This is a genomic window from Aeromonas sp. Prich7-2 (assembly GCF_017939255.1).
GTDB lineage: Bacteria > Pseudomonadota > Gammaproteobacteria > Enterobacterales > Aeromonadaceae > Aeromonas > Aeromonas caviae.
This window is the reverse complement of record NZ_JAGKRI010000246.1, coordinates 1-293: the sequence shown is the minus strand read 5'-3', so window position 1 is coordinate 293 and position 293 is coordinate 1. Positions and strand designations below refer to the sequence as shown.

General features: G+C 53.9%; 1 protein-coding gene. It reads left to right on the top strand.

The genetic code is table 11. The annotated features are described in order from the left end of the window. Positions 1–293: IS5/IS1182 family transposase (locus J9892_RS21420; protein WP_032173437.1), on the top strand; the 293-nt coding region annotated here is incomplete at both ends.

Sequence of the window (293 nt, the reverse complement as noted above, 5' to 3'; positions counted from 1 at the left end):
GAGGAGCTGGCCGAGGTGGATGTGGACTGGCTGATCGCCGAGCGCCCCGGCAAGGTAAGAACCTTGAAACAGCATCCACGCAAGAACAAAACGGCCATCAACATCGAATACATGAAAGCCAGCATCCGGGCCAAGGTGGAGCACCCGTTTCGCATCATCAAGCGACAGTTCGGCTTCGTGAAAGCCAGATACAAGGGGTTGCTGAAAAACGATAACCAACTGGCGATGTTATTCACGCTGGCCAACCTGTTTCGGGCGGACCAAATGATACGTCAGTGGGAGAGATCTCACTA